General features: G+C 61.3%; 16 protein-coding genes. 11 read left to right on the top strand and 5 right to left on the bottom strand.

The genetic code is table 11. The features are described from left to right. Window positions 1-2 precede the first annotated feature (2 nt). From ACB034_RS09400 to mltB, 5 genes are all read left to right on the top strand, one after another. The gene (locus ACB034_RS09400) at window positions 3-1,187 is read left to right on the top strand and encodes an ABC transporter substrate-binding protein (protein ID WP_371172679.1); all 1,185 of its coding nucleotides are present in this window, start codon (window positions 3-5) and stop codon (window positions 1,185-1,187) included. Continuing rightward, a complete protein-coding gene (locus tag ACB034_RS09395) occupies window positions 1,187-2,860 on the top strand; it encodes an ABC transporter permease (protein WP_371172678.1) in 1,674 nt (557 codons plus the stop codon). Before ACB034_RS09400 ends, ACB034_RS09395 begins: the two co-directional genes overlap by 1 nt. A 16-nt stretch (window positions 2,861-2,876) precedes the next feature. Beyond that, on the top strand, window positions 2,877-3,521 hold the full coding sequence (locus ACB034_RS09390; RefSeq protein WP_371172677.1) for an ATP-binding cassette domain-containing protein: 645 nt from the start codon (window positions 2,877-2,879) through the stop codon (window positions 3,519-3,521). A gap of 11 nt (window positions 3,522-3,532) precedes the next feature. Next, a complete protein-coding gene (locus tag ACB034_RS09385; RefSeq protein ID WP_342009566.1) occupies window positions 3,533-4,147 on the top strand; it encodes a CDP-alcohol phosphatidyltransferase family protein in 615 nt (204 codons plus the stop codon). 85 nt (window positions 4,148-4,232) lie between these two features. Beyond that, window positions 4,233-5,324, top strand: coding sequence for a lytic murein transglycosylase B (gene mltB / locus ACB034_RS09380; RefSeq protein ID WP_371172676.1), 1,092 nt, complete (start codon window positions 4,233-4,235; stop codon window positions 5,322-5,324). A 100-nt stretch (window positions 5,325-5,424) separates the two neighbouring features. Here the strand turns inward: mltB and ACB034_RS09375 are convergent, their stop codons facing one another. Beyond that, window positions 5,425-6,090 (bottom strand): peroxiredoxin-like family protein, encoded by a 666-nt coding sequence (locus tag ACB034_RS09375; RefSeq protein WP_371172675.1) that lies wholly within the window; start codon window positions 6,088-6,090, stop codon window positions 5,425-5,427. Between the two features lie 112 nt (window positions 6,091-6,202). Between ACB034_RS09375 and ACB034_RS09370 the strand changes: the two genes are divergently transcribed. Continuing rightward, entirely contained in the window at window positions 6,203-6,781 is a 579-nt protein-coding gene (locus tag ACB034_RS09370) for a TetR/AcrR family transcriptional regulator (RefSeq protein ID WP_216992677.1), read from the top strand. 124 nt (window positions 6,782-6,905) lie between these two features. Here the strand turns inward: ACB034_RS09370 and pgm are convergent, their stop codons facing one another. Both pgm and seqA read right to left on the bottom strand, forming a co-directional pair. Continuing rightward, complete coding sequence (gene pgm / locus ACB034_RS09365) at window positions 6,906-8,555, bottom strand: phosphoglucomutase (alpha-D-glucose-1,6-bisphosphate-dependent) (protein WP_216992678.1); 1,650 nt, start codon at window positions 8,553-8,555, stop codon at window positions 6,906-6,908. Between the two features lie 57 nt (window positions 8,556-8,612). Continuing rightward, complete coding sequence (gene seqA / locus ACB034_RS09360) at window positions 8,613-9,122, bottom strand: replication initiation negative regulator SeqA (RefSeq protein WP_026457525.1); 510 nt, start codon at window positions 9,120-9,122, stop codon at window positions 8,613-8,615. Between the two features lie 292 nt (window positions 9,123-9,414). Here seqA and ACB034_RS09355 point away from each other — a divergent pair, with 292 nt between their 5' ends. Genes ACB034_RS09355 through fldA form a run of 4 tightly spaced genes read left to right on the top strand, consistent with a single transcriptional unit; the run spans window position 9,415 to window position 11,337 of the window. After that, the gene (locus ACB034_RS09355) at window positions 9,415-10,179 is read left to right on the top strand and encodes an alpha/beta fold hydrolase (RefSeq protein WP_338612444.1); all 765 of its coding nucleotides are present in this window, start codon (window positions 9,415-9,417) and stop codon (window positions 10,177-10,179) included. A 55-nt stretch (window positions 10,180-10,234) separates the two neighbouring features. Beyond that, complete coding sequence (locus ACB034_RS09350; protein WP_005334296.1) at window positions 10,235-10,456, top strand: DUF2788 domain-containing protein; 222 nt, start codon at window positions 10,235-10,237, stop codon at window positions 10,454-10,456. 20 nt (window positions 10,457-10,476) lie between these two features. Beyond that, window positions 10,477-10,773 (top strand): LexA regulated protein, encoded by a 297-nt coding sequence (ybfE, locus tag ACB034_RS09345; protein ID WP_026457523.1) that lies wholly within the window; start codon window positions 10,477-10,479, stop codon window positions 10,771-10,773. Between the two features lie 39 nt (window positions 10,774-10,812). Further along, window positions 10,813-11,337 carry a flavodoxin FldA gene (gene fldA, locus ACB034_RS09340; RefSeq protein WP_026457522.1) on the top strand — a complete coding sequence of 175 codons (525 nt, stop codon included), beginning with the start codon at window positions 10,813-10,815 and terminating at the stop codon, window positions 11,335-11,337. Window positions 11,338-11,406: 69 nt separating this feature from the next. Here the strand turns inward: fldA and ACB034_RS09335 are convergent, their stop codons facing one another. Next, on the bottom strand, window positions 11,407-11,886 hold the full coding sequence (locus ACB034_RS09335; RefSeq protein ID WP_026457521.1) for a DUF4442 domain-containing protein: 480 nt from the start codon (window positions 11,884-11,886) through the stop codon (window positions 11,407-11,409). Window positions 11,887-12,126: 240 nt separating this feature from the next. On the opposite strand from ACB034_RS09335, the gene fur reads away from it, so the two are divergent. Continuing rightward, window positions 12,127-12,555 (top strand): ferric iron uptake transcriptional regulator, encoded by a 429-nt coding sequence (gene fur, locus ACB034_RS09330; protein ID WP_371172674.1) that lies wholly within the window; start codon window positions 12,127-12,129, stop codon window positions 12,553-12,555. A 116-nt stretch (window positions 12,556-12,671) separates the two neighbouring features. Here fur and glnS read toward each other — a convergent pair whose 3' ends face one another. After that, window positions 12,672-14,333, bottom strand: coding sequence for a glutamine--tRNA ligase (gene glnS / locus ACB034_RS09325; protein ID WP_201977030.1), 1,662 nt, complete (start codon window positions 14,331-14,333; stop codon window positions 12,672-12,674). Window positions 14,334-14,609: the final 276 nt, after the last annotated feature.

Below are 14,609 nucleotides of genomic sequence, written 5' to 3'. Positions count from 1 at the left end.
TCATGCTCAAGACCTTGCCCCTGCTCAAAACCCTGGTCTGCGCCCTGCCCCTGCTGGCAAGCGGCTCCCTGCTTGCCGGCGAGAACCCGGCCCCCGATGCCCGCTGGCAGCAGACGCTGGACGAGGCCAAAGGCCAGACTGTTTACTTCAACGCCTGGGGCGGCAGCCCGGAGATCAACGGCTATCTGGTGTGGGCCGGGCAGGAGCTCGAGCGCCAGTACGGGGTCAAGCTGGTGCAGGTCAAGGTGGATGACATAGCCCCGAGCGTCAGCCAGCTGCTTGCCAATAAACAGGCGGGCAAGCTCGCAGGCGGCCCCATCGATCTGCTCTGGGTCAATGGCGAGAACTTCAAGGCGATGAAAGAACAGGAACTGCTGGGGGCCCCCTTCACCGGGGAGCTGCCCAACATGGCCCTGGTGGATACCAGTCTGCCGGTAAGTGAGGACTTCACCGTGCCGGTAGCGGGGCTCGAGGCTCCTTGGGGCATAGGCCAGCTCAACCTGATGGTCAACGGAGAGGAGGTCGCCACGTCCCCCACCTCGGCCTCCGCCCTGCTCGTCTGGGCCAAGGCCAACCCTGGCCGCTTCACCTATCCCAAGCCGCCCCAGTTCCACGGCTCGAGCTTTCTCAAGCAAATCCTGCTGGAGCTCACCCCGGATCCCGCCCCCCTCTATCGGGAGGCGACCGATGCCGAGTTTGACCGCCTGACTGTGCCCCTCTGGGCCTGGCTCGATGAGCTGCACCCGGCGCTCTGGCGCAAGGGCAAGCTGTTTCCTGCCAGCGCCGCCGAGACCCGCCAGCTGCTGGATGACGGCGAGCTGGCCATGGCCATCAGCTTCAACCCGGGAGAGGCCCAGAGCGCGGTGCAAAACGGTGCCCTGCCACCTGGCGTGGTCGCGGTGGCCATGGCAAAGGGGGCGCTGACCAACAGCCACTTTCTCGCCATCCCGTTCAACGCCAGCGCCCGTGCCGGCGCCAAGGTGGCGGCCAATTTCCTGCTAAGCCCGGCGGCCCAGGCTCGCAAGGCTGATCCCGCCTTCTGGGGCGATCCCAGCGTGCTGCGGGCCGACGCCCTGCCCGCCTCGGCCAGCCAGACGCCGGCGCTGCGCTTCAAGGCGGTGGCAGAGCCCCACCCCAGCTGGCAGCTCAGGCTTGAAGAAGCCTGGGCCGAACGCTACGGCCACTGATGCCATCAACCACCAACAACCGGCTGCCAGGCTGGCGTCCCCTCTTCACCTGCGCTTGCGCCCTCCTGCTGGCGGCGCCCGTGCTGGTGGGGGTGTGGCAACTGCTGGGCAGCGGGCTAAGCCAGTTAAACCTCCATCGCCTGCTGGCTCAGCCCGGACTCTGGCACTCGGCGGCCCTGAGCCTGTGGATTGGCGCGGCCTCGACCCTCGGCAGCCTGCTGCTGACCGCCCTGCTGCTGGCACAAAGCGGTCAGCAGGGTGACGAGCCCCCCTGTTTTCGCTGGCTGCGCCGCCTGCTCTCCCCCCTGCTGGCCCTGCCCCACGTCGCCTTCGCCATCGGCTTTGCCTTCCTGCTCGCCCCCTCAGGCTGGCTGCTGCGCCTCGTCTCTCCCTCCCTGACCGGGTTCGAGTTTCCCCCCGATTGGCAGACCATCCGGGATCCCTGGGGACTTGGCTTGATCCTGGCGCTCATCATGAAGGAGACGCCGTTTCTGCTGTTGATGACGCTGGCGGCCCTGGAGCCCGCCAAACTGGCGCGCCAGCAGTGGCTCGGGGCGAGCCTGGGCTTCAGTGCCCCGCAGATCTGGTGGCGCCTGCTGCTGCCCGCCCTCTGGCCCGCCCTGCGCCTGCCACTCTATGCGGTCGCCGCCTACGGGGTGGCGGTGGTGGATCTCGCCCAGCTGCTGGGCCCGGATACCCCCGCTCCGCTGGCGGTCAGGCTGTGGCTCTGGTATCAGGATCCGGATCTTGGCTGGCGCGGCGTCACCGCTAGCGGCGCCCTGCTGCTGCTGGCCATCAGCCTGTTGCTGCTAGCGGCGATGAGGCTGCTGGAGTGGGCTCATCAGAGGTATGGCAAGCAGACCTGGCTCGACGGACAGCGCCGCGCATCGCGCCCCTTGGCGGCCAGGCTGGCCTGCCTCTGTGTGGCCGCCCTGTTTGCCATCAACCTGGCGGTGCTGGCGGCCCTGCTGCTCTGGTCGCTGGCGCGACGCTGGTCCTTCCCGGATCTGTGGCCAAGTCAATGGAGCGGCCAGCACTGGCTGGTGCTGCTGCCGGACCTGATGCCCCTGCTCGTCGACAGCGCCCTGCTGGCCCTGGCAAGCGCGGCGCTGGCCCTGCTGCTGGCGGTATTGAGCCTGGAGGCGCAACAGGGGCGTCGCCCCTGGCCGCTCTGGCTCATCTGTCTGCCGTTGCTGTTGCCCCAGGCCAGCCTGCTGTTTGGCATCCGGCTCGGGCTCGACTGGCTGGGTGGCGGGATTGGCTGGGGTTGGGTGCTCTGGAGCCAGCTGCTGTTCGTGTTTCCCTACGTCTATCTCTGTCTGCACGGTCCCTATCGCCAGTTCGATCCCCGTCTCACCCAGACGGCGCTCTTGCTCGGCGCCAGTCCCTGGCGCACCTGGTGGCGGGTGAAGGGGCCCTTGCTGGCCCGTCCGCTGCTTTTCTCGTTCGCGGTGGGAGCGGCAGTGAGCCTCGCCCAATATCTGCCGACCCTGCTGTTTGGCGCAGGTCGGGTGGTCACCATCACCACGGAAGCGGTGGCCATCGGCAGCGGCCTCAACCGGCGACTGGCCGGGCTCTACGGCCTGTTGCAACTGCTAGTGCCACTGGCAATCTATCTGCTGGCGCTCTGGCTGCCAGGTCGCCTCAACCCGGCGCTCAAGGGCGCCCGATAAACACGGGAACGTCTCGATGCTAAGCACCACGCCCCTTCACCTCTACCTTGGGCAAGATCCCTTGCTGTCGTTACCCGCGCTCGCCATCGCCCCCGGCGAGGTGCTGACCCTGATGGGCCCCAGTGGTTGTGGCAAGAGCTCGCTGCTGGCGGCGCTGGCGGGCGTCTTGCCCCCCAAGGGACCCCTTCGGCTGGAGGGGGAGATCCGGCTCGGCGAGCGACGGCTCACCCCCCTTTCTCCGCAGGCGAGGCACATCGGCATGCTGTTTCAGGATGACCTGCTGTTTGCCCACCTGACGGTGGCCGAGAACCTGATATTCGGCATGCCCGCCACCCTCAAGGGAAGCGGAGCCCGGCGGGCGAAAGCGCTGGAGGCCCTGGCACAGGTGGCGCTGGCGGATCAGGCAGACAAGCTGCCGGGGTCGCTCTCCGGCGGCCAGAAGGCACGCGTCAGCCTGCTGCGGGCTCTGCTGGCCGAACCGCAAGCCCTGCTGCTGGACGAGCCCTTCTCCCGCCTCGACAAGCCGCTGCGGGCGGCATTTCGCGCCCTGGTGTTCGAGCAGATAAGGATGCTGGCGATCCCCGCCATCCTGGTCACTCACGATGAAGAGGATGCTCCCGGCACCATCCTCGACCTCACCCTTTCCATCCCTGTTTGCTGAGGATCCTGACCTTGTTCGATCGCTACCTCATCCCCGTCATTCGCAGCCCCCTCACCCGGCTGGCCAAGCCCTTGTGCCGCATGGGGATCAGCGCCAACCAGGTGAGTCTCACCGGCTTTGCCATCGGCATGCTGGCACTGCCGCTGCTGGCCTTTGACCTTTATCTCTGGGCACTGCTCGCCATCCTGCTCAATCGCATGCTGGACGGGCTGGATGGCGCCGTGGCACGGGAGACGGGGATCACCGACTGCGGCGGTTTTCTCGACATCACCCTCGACTTCATCTTCTACGCCGCCGTGGTGCTGGGGTTCGCCCTGAGCGACCCCGCCAACGCCCTGTCCGCCGCCACCCTGCTGTTTGCCTTCATGGGCACGGGCTCGAGCTTTCTCGCCTTCGCCATCATGGCGGGCAAGCGGGGGATCGATAACCCCGTCTATCACCACAAGTCGCTCTATTACCTCGGAGGGTTGACCGAGGGGAGCGAAACCATCGCCCTGTTCGTGCTGATGTGTCTGTGGCCCGCCGGTTTTGCGTCACTCGCTTACGGCTTTGCCCTGCTCTGCCTCATCACCACCCTGACCCGGCTCTGGAGCGGCTACCATACCCTGCGTCAGGGAACAAAATAAGCGCCAGCCACACTGCACTGGCACTTGCGCATGGATGGCAATGTTTTACCATGTCGGCACTCTTTTTCAGGCTCATGAGAACCCTATGCGTCGCCTTGTCTGTCTACTCACTCTCTCCGTATTCCCCTTGATCGGCGGCTGCAGCAGCACGCCTGAAGCCAAGCCCGTGGTCAAACCCCAGCCCAATAGCGCCTTTATCAACCAGACGCCGCCGAGCAAACCCGTCTATTCACAGGGGATCAGCAAGGGAGACTTCGCCAATCGCCCCAACGTGGACAGGTTCGTACAGCGGATGGTCGACAAGCATGGTTTTGACAGTGCCCACCTCCATCAGGTGCTGGCCCAGGCCGAGCGTTATGACTGGATCATCCGCCTGATGGATGCCCAGGGGCCGAGCAGCAGCAAGCCCACAGGCCCGACCGGTGCCTGGAATCGCTACCGCGCCAAGTTCATCACCCCGGACAATGTGCAAAATGGCGTCGCGTTCTGGCGCGAATACGAGAACGAGCTCAACCGTGCCCAGCAACTCTATGGGGTGCCGCCCGAGATCATCGTCGGCATCATCGGTGTGGAGACCCGCTGGGGTCGGGTGATGGGCAAAACCCGCATCCTGGATGCGCTGGCCACCCTGGCATTTGACTACCCGCGCCGGGCGGAATTTTTCACCGGCGAACTGGAATCCTTCCTGGTGATGACCCGAGATGAGGGGATGGACCCCACCGCGCCGACAGGTTCCTACGCAGGGGCCATGGGTTATGGCCAATTTATGCCGTCCAGCTTCCAGCGCTATGCGGTGGACTTCAACAACAATGGCCACACCAACCTCTGGGACCCGGTGGATGCCATCGGCAGCGTGGCCAACTACTTCAAGGCTCATGGCTGGGAGAAGGGGCAACCGGTGGCCGTGCGTGGTCAGGGCCAGATGCCCGGCTACGAACATGGTTTCCAGACTCGCTACCCCGTCGCTTCCTTGCGTCGCGCCGGTCTCACCCCCACCAGCAGCCTTGGCAATCACAGCGAGGCGAGCCTGCTGCGTCTGGATGTCGGTACCGGCTACCAATACTGGTACGGACTGCCCAACTTCTACACCATCACCCGCTACAACCACAGCACCCACTACGCCATGGCGGTGTGGCAGCTGGGGCTGGCGGTCAAGAGCGCCCGCGGCGGATACTGAGACGCCCGGCAAAAAGACAACCCGGCAAGGAGTGCCATGCCGGGTGTCTTCTCTACCTGAATACAAAGAGCAGCAGCGCCGGCAAGCCGGCGCTGTTTTTTTAGATTTTCCCCGCCGCAGCCAACTCGTCCAGTACGGCCACCAGGGTCGCAGGTTCGACCCGCTTGGTGTAATCCACGTTGACGAAGTGATAGAGCACGGTGCCATCCTGGCCAATCACATAGGTGGCTGGCACCGGCAGGGTGAAGCTGTCATCCCCGTTGCTCGCCGGAATATCGATGCCAAAACTCTCATAGATTGGGCGCAGCTCCTCGGCAAGCGTGAATACCAGTCCCAGGGAGGCCGATACCCGGTTGCCTTCGTCGCTGAGCACGGTGATCGCCAGCCCGTTGGCGGTGAGGGTATCCTGGGCCGAGCTCGGTTTCTCCGGAGTCAGTCCGATGAGGTTGACGCCACGAGCCCGAAACTCCGGCAGCACGGCGTTGAGGGCCTGCATCTCCAGATTGCAGTAGGGGCACCAACCGCCGCGGTAGATGTTGAGCACGACCGGCCCCTGCGCGAGGTAGTGAGAGAGCGGACGGATCACCCCGTGCTGATCCGGCAGCGCGAAATCGGGGATCTGCGCGCCAGTGGTGAGTGCCCCCTGTTCGAGGGCGGTTTCCCTGAGCTGCTCGGTCGCCTGATCCATCACCGCCAGAATATGAGCCGGGACCTTGCTCTGCTTGATCTCGTCGTAGGCTTTGATTTTTTGTTCCAGAGTCTGCATGATTGTCATCCTTTTTGTAGTGGTCGCTACAATATCAATCAGGGGCCGGCAGTCGGTCAAGCTTATTTTGTAGCGACCACTAAAAAACAATCTCCTCACGGCAGGTGACACCATGGCAAGACCCGCATCATTTGACAGAGACAACATCCTGGACATCGCCCTCGACGCCTTCTGGGACACGGGATTCAGCAACACCGGCATAGCGGCGCTGGTCGAGAAGATGGGCCTCAAGCCCAGCAGCCTGTACGGGGCCTTCTCCTCCAAGGAGGGACTCTTCATCGAGGTGTTGCAGCGTTATTCTGCCAAGAGCCTGGAACAGATCCGCGCGCTGCTGGCGTCGGAGGATTCTCCCCTGGCTGGCGTGCGGGCGCTGCTCGATGCCGTGGCGCGGGATGCCATCGCCTGCGAGGCCCATCGCGGCTGCCTGCTGGTCAATACCTTGCTGGAGGTGGGGCGCCACCACGACACCATACAGGCGGCAGTCAGCGCGCACCTCGCCGAGGTCGAGCAACTGGTGACGCAGGCGCTGCAACAGGCACAGGCGCAGGGGGAACTGGCGCCGGATAGAGATGTGCCGGCGACCGCCGCCCTGCTGATGACCATGCTGTGGGGCTTGCGCGTGCTGGGACGCACCCATCCGGACCCCGCCAAGGTTCAGATCGTGCTGGCACAGATGCAGGCCTGTCTGTAAGCCACTGACCGCCTGCCGCGGGCAGCAGTCATCGTCTGCACAGACAAAAAAGAGGAGCCGTGATGGCTCCTCTTTCTCGTTGCATGTCGGCCCGGGGAATTCAGGCTCCGGCGTTAGGCCTTGCCTAGACGCCAGCCTTGGCCAGGGCCGCGGAGACGATCTGCTGGGCTTCCTGCTGGATAAGATCCAGGTGTTCCTCGCCCTTGAAGCTTTCCATGTAGATCTTGTAGATGGACTCGGTGCCGGAGGGGCGCGCCGCGAACCAGCCGTTTTCGGTCACCACCTTGAGGCCACCGATGGCGGCGTCGTTGCCGGGCGCCTTGGTCAGCTTGGCAACGATAGGCTCGCCGGCCAGGGTGGAGGCTTCAACCAGCGCCGGATCCAGCTTGGAGAGTACCGCTTTTTGCGCGCTGTTGGCCGGTGCGTCGATGCGGCGGTAGCTGGAGCGGCCGAACTTGGCCTCCAACGCGTCGTAGTGCGCCTGGGGATCCTTGCCGGTGACTGCCAGAATTTCGGCAGCCAACAGCGCCAGGATGAAGCCATCCTTGTCGGTGGTCCAGACGGTGCCATCCTTGCGCAGGAAGGAGGCGCCCGCGCTCTCCTCGCCGCCAAAGCCGAACTCGCCGCTGTAGAGACCATCCACGAACCACTTGAAGCCGACCGGCACCTCTTTCAGGGTGCGGCCAATCTCGCCGGCAACCCGGTCAATCATCGAGGAGGAGACCAGCGTCTTGCCGACGGCAGCATCCCTGGACCAGCCGGTTCTGTGGGTGAACAGATACTGGATGGCCACCGCCAGATAGTGGTTCGGGTTCATCAGGCCCGCCTTGGTGACGATGCCGTGACGGTCGTAATCGGGGTCGTTGCCAAGAGCGATGTCGAACTTGTCTTTGAGGGCAATCAGGCTCGCCATGGCGAACGGGCTGGAGCAGTCCATCCGGATCTTGCCGTCCTTGTCCAGGGTCATGAAGGAGAAGGTCGGATCGACGCGATAGTTGACCACTTCGATGTCGAGATCATAGGTCTTGGCGATGACATCCCAGTAGGCGACACCTGAGCCACCCAGGGGATCCACGCCAATCTTGATGCCGGCCTGCTTGATGGCATCCAGATCCAGCACGTTCTTCAGATCATCCACATAGGGGGTGACATAGTCGTGTTCGACCACGAACGGGCTCTTGAGCGCATCGGCGAACGGCATGCGTTTCACGCCGGCCAGCCCCGCTTCCAGAATGGCGTTGGCGCGGTCTTCCACCCACTTGGTGATCTCCCCTTCCGCGGGACCACCGTGGGGCGGGTTGTACTTGAAGCCACCGTCTTCCGGCGGGTTGTGAGACGGGGTGATCACCACGCCGTCGGCACGCGCAGCAGGCTTGCTGGCATTGTGGCGCAAAATGGCGTGGGAGATGACCGGGGTCGGGGTAAAGCCGAGACCAGCCTGGATGCGGGTCTCGACACCGTTGGCCGCCAGCACTTCCACCGCACTGGCAAAGGCGGATTCGGAGAGAGCATGGGTGTCCATGCCAACAAACAGCGGGCCCGTGATACCGGCCTGCTGGCGGTACTCCACCAGCGCCTGGGTCACCGCCAGGATGTGGGATTCGGTAAAGGCGCTGTGCAAGGCGCTGCCACGATGGCCGGAGGTACCAAACGCCACGCGTTGTTCGGGGCGGCTCATGTCCGGCTTGTTGAGGTAGTAGGCGCTGACCAGACGAGGGATGTTGGTCAGATCACTTAAACGGGCCGGCTGACCGGCGTGAGCATGCTGAGCCATGGTGTTGTCCTTGCGTAATGGCGGCCTTGATGACCAAGGCCTGAGTCTGATGAACCGTTAAATTGCGCCGCACACCTGTGCGATCACCTCGTCGTCATACCCCATGCTGCTCATCAGCTGGGCCACCATGTTCTGCTTGCGGCTGGTGTTGGTATTGGTGATCACCCAGAACGGGGTCTGTGGCACCGGCTTGGGCTTGGTGGTGCTGCCACTGGCACGCAGAGCGTCGGGATCCCGCGAAAAATAGACACGCTTGCGCCCCTTGATTTCGGTAGCCTGAGTGAACCCGGCCGGATCATCCCGGTAGAGGGTACTGAGCACCTGCATGAAGCGGTTGATGGACTTCTCTTCTTTTTGCAGCTCACCGGAATCGAGCAGCGCCTGCACTCCCTGGTTGCTGCGCGCCGCAACGGGCTGCGGTGCCGTGACTGGCTCGGTCACGGGCGCCGTCACCTGGACAGGCTGTTCCAGCAGACGGCGCAGAATATCGGAGGCACTCTCGCCAATGTGCCGGGTCTGGCTGGCGATATAGAAGTAGAGATCGTCATCAAGCTCGATGGTTTTCATAGGGATGCGCTGGACTCGTCGAAATTCGGATGCGGCGATTATACATAGGCAGACCCGACAGCCCAAGCCAGGGGCTGGCAGATGTACATGAATCTCATCGAGAATACGGCATAATGGCGGGCCAAGTGTGTGATCGGCCGCACTGATAGCCAATTTGGATGGGATTTTTTAGAAAAAAAACCACACAAAATCTCTATCCAGGATATGAAAAGCTTTTCTTTCCAGTGCGTTAAGCCATATCACCATTCGAACTCATGAGCGGGAAGGTGTTATTTTGCAACATAATCACGAATTGAACTTCAAGGAGCAGGGCCAGGGGCCGGCCGTCATCCTGATCCACGGCCTGTTCGGCAGCCTCGACAACCTGGGATTGCTGGCTCGTGCCCTGAGTGAACACTATCGGGTCATCAGCGTCGATCTGCGCAACCACGGCGCCTCCTTTCACTCGGACGAGATGGACTACCCCGCCCAGGCCGCCGATATCCTGGCGTTGATGGATCAACTGGCCATCCCTGAGGCGACGCTCATCGGCCACTCCATGGGCGGCAAGGTGGGGATGCAGGTTGCCAAACTGGCGCCAGCGCGGGTCACCAAGCTGGTCGTTGCCGACATGGCGCCGGTGGCCTATCCCCACTCCCGCCACCAGAATGTGTTTGCCGGCCTCAACGCCACCCTGGCCACGCCCCCGCAAAGCCGCAGCGAAGCAGAAGCCCAGCTGGCCCAGTACATAGAGATCCCGGGAGTTCGCCAGTTCCTGCTCAAATCCTTTGCCAAAACCGAGGCGGGCTGGGGCTGGCGTTTCAACGTGCCGGCCCTTGAGCAAAACTACGCCAATATCATGGGCTGGCCCGAGGATAATCGCCGCTTCGAGGGGCCCGTGCTCTTCATCAAGGGGGGCGACTCGGACTATATGCAGCCTCGGTACAGCGAGACGGCGCTTGCCCAGTTTCCGGCGGCAAAAGTGCGGGTCATTACCGGAACCGGTCACTGGCTGCATGCGGAAAAGCCGGTTTTGTTCAACAAACTGGTTGTGGATTTCCTGTCGACAGGCGGTTAACAGTTTCAAATCCTTTGTGATATAGTGCGCCGGTCATAAGGAGTGTGCGCAATCCATGCTAAGTGAACATATCGACCTGATCGAAAGTTTGGGCCTGAAGTTATTCTTTGTGGCCATCTTCATATTGATTGGCCTTGCCATTCAGGACGTCCTCAAACGCGGCAACGTGCCCCGTTTCGGTCGTTTCATCGTCTGGTTGGTGCTGTTTCTGGGTTGCGCAGGTTTTGTCGCCAAGGGGCTGATTGAACTGGGCTGGGAAGGCTCAGGTCTCGGCTAACTTTTTTTCGTCTGTGATGTATGGCCAAACAGCAAACTGATCGAACAACACTGGATCTGTTCGCAAATGAGAAGCGCCCCGGCAGGCCAAAGACCAACCCACTCCCCCGCGAGACCCAGCTCAAGATCAACAAGCGTAACCAGCTTAAACGCGATCGGGAAAATGGGCTGAAGCGGGTAGAGTTAAAGGTGGAGGCCGAGTTGCTGGAGCGCCTGAACCAACTTGCGTTGCAACAGAACATCAGCCGAGCCGAGCTGATCCAATCTATCCTGAAACAACAGATTGAGTCCGCCTATCCGGTGGACATTGCAGTCTGAGCGTTAAGCATTAACACCAAACACGGGTAACTAAACACTATGGCAAGTGTAGGTCTGTTTTTCGGCAGCGATACCGGTAATACCGAAGCTGTCGCCAAGATGATCCAGAAAGAACTGGGCAAGCAACTGATTGAAGTCCGTGATATAGCCAAGAGCAGCAAGGCCGACATCGAGAACTTCGATCTGCTGATGTTCGGTATCCCGACTTGGTACTACGGTGAAGCCCAGGCCGACTGGGATGACTTCTTCCCTGACTTGGGCGAAATCGACTTCAACAACAAGCTGGTCGCCATCTTCGGATGCGGCGATCAGGAAGACTATGCCGAATATTTCCTCGATGCCATGGGCACCCTGCGCGACATCGTCGAAGCCAAAGGCGCCATCATCATCGGCCACTGGCCGACTGCCGGTTACGAGTTTGAAGCCTCCAAGGCACTGGTAGACGACAAGCACTTCGTCGGTCTGGGTATCGACGAGGATCGCCAGCCGGAGCTGACTGCCGAGCGCGTCAAGGGTTGGTGCAAGCAGCTGCATGAAGAGATGTGCCTGGCCGAGCTGGAGTGATCCCGCCCCTGCATCTTCTCTGAACACAACAAGGGCCCCAACGGGGCCCTTGTTGTTTTTGTACAAACGTCATTCTGCGCCATTTCTGTGTTCCGGCCGTGCCCGCACGTAGAGGGTGCGCTTGACCTGAGCGACCAGCTCGCCCCGGCTGTCCTGCACCGTCACTTCAAACTCGGGGAAGTGCTTGTCCCCCGCAGCCGTTGCCGCCACGATCGATGCCAGCTTGCCCTCGGTCAGGGTGAACTCGGCCACCAGCTTGCCCTTGCCGGGCTTGATGTAATTGATGCTGCCCGCCTTGTCCCACACGTAGTAACGGTTCTTGAAGTGCCCCATCAGCATCAGTGGGTAGATGGGGTCCGTCATGGCAAACATGCTGCCACCGAACTGGGTGCGGTTGGCATTCTTGTTCCACCAACGGGACTTGAGGGTCACCCTGCAGTAACGAAAATCATCGCTCAGGGTCTCTATCTTGATGCCGGCGCCCCAGAAGGGGGGCCAGGCATTGAGGGCGCGGCGCACTCGCGCTGCCTTGTCAAAAAGCCAATCCATGGATCTCATCCGACCAGATATACAGAAGTTACATTTTATCAACATACAGGCTGTCGACAAGCCGAACCTAACGATAGATTTTTTCGATACAAAGCGGGATCTCTCGCTAAACCCTTTGAATTAGCGGGTTTATTTTTGGGGATGCCGCCCTATAATGACAGGCCAAGCGAGTTCAAGGTTGCCATTCCCGCGGCAGTCCCTCAGAATAAACCCACCTTCGAGAATGCGAATAAGTAGAATATGGCAGACAACAACCAAGCGTTAAAAAAGGCCGGGCTCAAGATTACCTTGCCCCGAGTCAAAATTCTGGAAATCCTGCAACAGCCGGACTGCCAACACACCAGCGCCGAAGATCTCTATAAGCGACTTATCGATCATGGCGAAGAGATCGGTCTTGCCACCGTCTACCGTGTTCTCAACCAGTTTGATGATGCCGGCATCGTCACCCGACACCACTTCGAGGGGGGCAAGTCGGTGTTCGAGCTGGCTACCCAGGAGCACCACGACCACCTGGTCTGCCTCGACTGCGGCAAGGTGATCGAGTTTTCCGACGAGGTGATCGAAGAGCGCCAACGCGACATCGCCAAGAAGCACAACATTCGTCTCACCAACCACAGCCTCTACCTCTATGGTCACTGTGCTGCAGGCGAGTGCAAGCACGACGACTGAGCCGCCAGACACACTGAATGACGGACAATAAAAAAGCCAGCTGATGCTGGCTTTTTTATTGTCCTGGGCAACGCTGATTGCCAAACAGAGGGCAGGGTTTCCCCTGCCCTGCTCGCTTAGCCCTCTACCTTGCCCCAGGAGTCGCGCAGGGCCACGGTGCGGTTGAACACCAGGTGCTCCGGGCTGGAGAGCTTGTTGTCGGCGCAGAAGTAGCCTTCGCGCTCAAACTGGTAAGCCTGCTCCGGCTGGGCGTTCTTGAGAGAAGCTTCGACGCGAGCCCCCTGGACGATCACCAGAGAGTCCGGGTTGAGTGCGGCTTCGAAGTCCTCTTCGGCACCCGGATTTGGCACCTTGAACAGGCGGTCATAGAGACGCACCTCGGCAGGCAGGGAGTGAGTGGCGCTGACCCAGTGGATCACCCCTTTCACCTTGCGGCCATCGGCCGGATCCTTGCCCAGGGTGTCGGCATCGTAGCTGCAGTAGATGCAGGTGACCTTGCCGTCGGCATCCTTCTCGACCCGTTCGGCCTTGATGACATAGGCGTTGCGCAGACGCACTTCCTTGCCCAGCACCAGACGCTTGAACTGCTTGTTGGCTTCCTCTTTGAAGTCAGCCTCGTCGATGAAGATCTCGCGGGTGAAATTCAGCTCGCGGGTGCCCATCTCGGCCTTGCTCGGGTGAGCCGGCGCGGTCAGCACTTCGTCGGCCGCCAGGTTCTCGATGACGACCTTCACCGGATTCAGCACGGCCATGGCGCGCGGGGCATTCTCGTTGAGATCTTCACGGATGCAGGCTTCCAGCATGCTCATCTCGACGATGTTGTCCTGCTTGGTCACACCGATGCGCTTGCAGAACTCGCGAATGGAGGCCGGGGTATAGCCACGGCGACGCAGACCGGAGACGGTCAGCATGCGCGGATCGTCCCAACCATCCACGTGCTTCTCGGTCACCAGCAGGTTCAGCTTGCGCTTGGACATGACTGTGTATTCGAGGTTCAGACGGGAGAACTCGTACTGGCGCGGGTGGCAGTCGATGGTGATGTTGTCCAGCACCCAGTCATACAGACGACGGTTGTCCTGGAACTCCAGGGTACAGATGGAGTGGGTGATCCCCTCCAGGGCGTCCGAGATGCAGTGTGTGAAGTCGTACATCGGATAGATGCACCACTTGTCACCGGTCTGGTGGTGGTGGGCAAACTTGATGCGATAGATGACGGGGTCGCGCATCACCATGAAGGGAGAGGCCATGTCGATCTTGGCGCGCAGGCAGGCGGTGCCTTCAGCAAACTCGCCGTTTTTCATCTTCTCGAACAGCGCCAGGTTCTCTTCCACGGAGCGATCGCGGAACGGGCTGTTCTTGCCCGGGGCGGTCAGGGTACCGCGGTATTCGCGCATCTGCTCGGGGGTCAGCTCGTCCACGTATGCCAGCCCTTTTTCGATAAGCTCAACGGCATAACCGTGCAGCTTGTCGAAGTAGTCGGAGGAGTAGCAGATCTCGCCATTCCACTGGAAGCCCAGCCACTGCACGTCCTGCTTGATGGACTCGACATACTCGATGTCTTCTTTGACCGGGTTGGTGTCATCGAAACGCAGGTTGCACTGGCCCTGGTAGTCACGGGCGATGCCGAAGTTCAGGCAGATGGACTTGGCGTGGCCGATGTGAAGATAACCGTTCGGCTCGGGCGGAAAACGGGTATGCACGCTGGTGTGCTTACCACTGGCCAGATCCTCATCAATGATCTGACGGATAAAGTTAGTTGGGCTGTTCGCCTGACTCATGGCTCACCTCAAAAAAGCGTCACTGGCGGAAGTTGTGCCGGCTGGCACCCTCATCCCCCCGCCGTCAAGCCGGATATGATCCCTCATTACGCGCCCTGCCTCAACCTGAATTTGGCCGTTCCATGCCATTGACGCGCCAAAAATAGCGCCCAGGGGAAGAACTCCAGCAAAAAGCACAAAAAAGCCCCGCACGAAGCGGGGCAGAAGGTGATGAAAAACAGACAATACACACAACAAAGGCTCACACGCATAGTCAACCTTTCCCAAGACCGATGA

It is taken from the genome of Aeromonas sp. S18(2024) (genome assembly GCF_041402525.1).
Lineage (GTDB): Bacteria > Pseudomonadota > Gammaproteobacteria > Enterobacterales > Aeromonadaceae > Aeromonas > Aeromonas enteropelogenes.
This window is presented reverse-complemented; position numbering and strand designations above follow the sequence as displayed.

Coding starts and splice junctions, on each gene's coding strand:
- ACB034_RS09400 (WP_371172679.1), top strand. CDS start 3: ATGCTCAAGACCTTGCCCCTGCTCAAAACCCTGGTCTGCGCCCTGCCC.
- ACB034_RS09395 (WP_371172678.1), top strand. CDS start 1,187: ATGCCATCAACCACCAACAACCGGCTGCCAGGCTGGCGTCCCCTCTTC.
- ACB034_RS09390 (WP_371172677.1), top strand. CDS start 2,877: ATGCTAAGCACCACGCCCCTTCACCTCTACCTTGGGCAAGATCCCTTG.
- mltB (WP_371172676.1), top strand. CDS start 4,233: ATGCGTCGCCTTGTCTGTCTACTCACTCTCTCCGTATTCCCCTTGATC.
- ACB034_RS09375 (WP_371172675.1), bottom strand. CDS start 6,090: ATGCAGACTCTGGAACAAAAAATCAAAGCCTACGACGAGATCAAGCAG.
- ACB034_RS09370 (WP_216992677.1), top strand. CDS start 6,203: ATGGCAAGACCCGCATCATTTGACAGAGACAACATCCTGGACATCGCC.
- pgm (WP_216992678.1), bottom strand. CDS start 8,555: ATGGCTCAGCATGCTCACGCCGGTCAGCCGGCCCGTTTAAGTGATCTG.
- seqA (WP_026457525.1), bottom strand. CDS start 9,122: ATGAAAACCATCGAGCTTGATGACGATCTCTACTTCTATATCGCCAGC.
- ACB034_RS09350 (WP_005334296.1), top strand. CDS start 10,235: ATGCTAAGTGAACATATCGACCTGATCGAAAGTTTGGGCCTGAAGTTA.
- ybfE (WP_026457523.1), top strand. CDS start 10,477: ATGGCCAAACAGCAAACTGATCGAACAACACTGGATCTGTTCGCAAAT.
- fldA (WP_026457522.1), top strand. CDS start 10,813: ATGGCAAGTGTAGGTCTGTTTTTCGGCAGCGATACCGGTAATACCGAA.
- ACB034_RS09335 (WP_026457521.1), bottom strand. CDS start 11,886: ATGGATTGGCTTTTTGACAAGGCAGCGCGAGTGCGCCGCGCCCTCAAT.
- fur (WP_371172674.1), top strand. CDS start 12,127: ATGGCAGACAACAACCAAGCGTTAAAAAAGGCCGGGCTCAAGATTACC.
- glnS (WP_201977030.1), bottom strand. CDS start 14,333: ATGAGTCAGGCGAACAGCCCAACTAACTTTATCCGTCAGATCATTGAT.